A 2,556-nucleotide genomic window follows, 5' to 3' on the forward strand; every position below is an offset into this window, starting at 1 on the left:
GGACAGAGCCGACCATGATGTGTTTAAGCGGGATGTAGAAACCGGCGGTGAACATGACGGACGCGGCGACCTGGGTGAGCGACTCCCCATTGCGCAACGTAGGCGTGATCAGACGAACAGTCAGTACCCACCACTGCTGAACCATTGATGTCGTGGGCCGGCCAGCCGTCTTAGCAGTCATGAGGGCGATTCGGCGTTAACGCGGTTCGCGGATCTGCCGCGGTTGCTGTGCGATGTCAGCGTGAGAAATACTTCGTCGAGCGAGGGTCGCCGCAACGCGATATCGAGCAACTCGATGTTTGCCGCCTTCAAGTGAAACAGGACCTCCACGAGGGTGTTCGGGCCGTTGGGAGCCGGCATCGAGATACGGTCGGATGCGGTTGTCAGCGACGGTCGATTCTGTTCGGGCAGCAGCGAACCGAGCGCCGCAGCCGCAGCGGGCAAATCCTTCACGTGGCGCGGGACGATTTCGCAGTAGGTGGCGCCCGTACGCGCTTTGAGTTCGTCAGCCGTTCCCTCGGCAATGATCGACCCCTGATCGATCACGATGATGCGGTCACTGAGCGCGTCGGCCTCCTCGAGGTACTGGGTGGTCAACAGCGTCGCGATGCCCGCCTCCTTGAAGTTGGACACCAGTTCCCAGATACTCTGCCGACTGCGTGGATCCAGTCCGGTCGTGGGTTCGTCCAGGAACACCACTTCAGGGCGCACCACTAATCCGCAAGCGATGTCGATCCGCCGGCGCATCCCACCGGAATACGTGCTGACACTGCGATCAGCCGCATCAACCAGATCGAACTGGTCGAGAAGATCCTTCGCCCGCAGTCGCGCCCGCGATTTCTTCAGCCCCTGCAGGCGACCGAACATCACCAGGTTCTCCCGGCCGGTCAGCATGTCGTCGAGAGCCACGTGCTGACCGGTGAGCATGATCGACCGCCGCACCCCGGCCGGATCCGACGCGACGTCATGCCCGGCGACCTCCGCGTAGCCACGATCCGGCCGCGTCAGCGTCGACAGGATGTCCACCGTCGTGGTTTTGCCGGCCCCGTTGGGGCCCAGTAAGCCGAGCACCTCGCCGCGGCCGACCTCGAAGCTGATGTCCCGGAGCGCGACAACGTCACCGAAGGTCTTCCTGATCCGGCTGACGACGACCGCCTTGTCGGTGCTGGGCATTAGCGTCTCCTAATCAACGTCGGCCGACGACAAGTCAACTAGGGCCAATTCTTCGCTAGCCGAATCCGTTTCATCCTCTGTGAGCGCTTCCCGAGTCAGTTCCATGAGCGTGGCCGGGAACTGCCGGGCAAGCGATTCCACGGCTGTGGGCCCGAGCCGGCGGGTGTCATACCACCAATCGAGATGCAAGACACCACCCGAGCGGTACACCCGAAGTTCGACGGCGTGACCAAGACCCGGTATCGCCTCACGCACCGGCATCGCCGTATCGGTGTCGAGCTGAACAGGAGCGTCACCGGACGGCGCAGCCGGCAGCTCGGGAATTGTGCCCAGATAGGAGAAGAAGATGTCGGCGGGACGGGCGGTGTCGAACAGCCGCGCGGTTGGCGCGTACATGTACCGCAGGAGCCCGTAGCCGATGCCGTAGTGCGGGATCGCCTGCACCGCGTTGTGCACGTCGTTCAACAGTTGGCTGGCGCTCGCGTTTTCGTCCTGCGAGCAGATAAGAGCGACCGGATAAACGGTGCTGAACCAGCCAACTGTCCGGCGCAGGTCGACATCGGGCTGAAGAACCGACCGACCCGGTCCGTCGAGATCGACAGCGACGACACCATCACCGACCGTGGCCGCGATAGTTCGGGCCAGTGCCGTCAGCAGAATTTCGTCAATCGGTGCCTTACGCCGGCGCCGCGCGTCGTCGATCTCCGTTGTCTCCAGAACGGTCAGCGTCGACGACAATCGCGCGAGGTCATCTACCACCGGTGGTTCTGAAACATCCGGACCCGCTACGCGCAGTGTCGCTGTAGTCGCGGTGTTCAGCCAAAATTCGCGACTCTCGAGGACCGCGGGATGGGTGGCGAGCGCGGCGCAGCGCTGCGACCACTCGCGCCACGATGTGGTGGCCGGTTGCAGGGCAATGTCCTGGCCAGCCAATCGTTGGCCGAAAGCGGTGAAGATGTCAGTGAGGAGGATGTCACGCGAGGCGTTGTCCCCCACAATCGCGTGCATACTGATCGCGAGGTAGCACGGGGCGCCCGGCAGGCCGCGGATATAGGTGGCGGTCAGCGGTGGACTCGACAGGTCCTGACCACGGATCTGCTCGTTGAGGATGTCAAGCACCGCTTGGCGTTCCTGTGGCGTTCTGGGCGGGATACCGTCGGGAAGCGATCGGGTGGCCAGTTCGGCGAAGTTCTGCGGTTCACCGATGCGCTGTTCCCACATCTGGGCGCGCTGCACGATCCGCAGTCGCAGCGCATCGTGATGATTCGTCACGGCGGTGAGCACCGATCGGATGTCCTCGACCTGTACCTCGGGGCTCAGTTGCAGGATGAAAGGGATGCGCCAGCGGCCGGCCTCTTGCAGCCCATGCTCGAGGAAGTAGGC

General features: G+C 63.3%; 2 protein-coding genes and 1 pseudogene. All 3 read right to left on the bottom strand.

Annotated features, from left to right (window positions below; translation table 11 throughout):
• A pseudogene (locus tag WA317_RS04365) lies at positions 1–181 on the bottom strand (antibiotic transporter); the annotation flags it as partial.
• On the bottom strand, positions 178–1,173 hold the full coding sequence (locus WA317_RS04370) for an ATP-binding cassette domain-containing protein (protein ID WP_425171878.1): 996 nt from the start codon (positions 1,171–1,173) through the stop codon (positions 178–180). The pseudogene WA317_RS04365 and the gene WA317_RS04370, both read right to left, overlap by 4 nt.
• Before the next feature lie 9 nt (positions 1,174–1,182).
• Positions 1,183–2,556 (bottom strand): condensation domain-containing protein (locus WA317_RS04375; protein ID WP_425171879.1); only part of this gene is annotated, 1,374 nt, incomplete at its 5' end.

This window comes from Mycobacterium sp., assembly GCF_049802695.1.
Lineage (GTDB): Bacteria > Actinomycetota > Actinomycetes > Mycobacteriales > Mycobacteriaceae > Mycobacterium.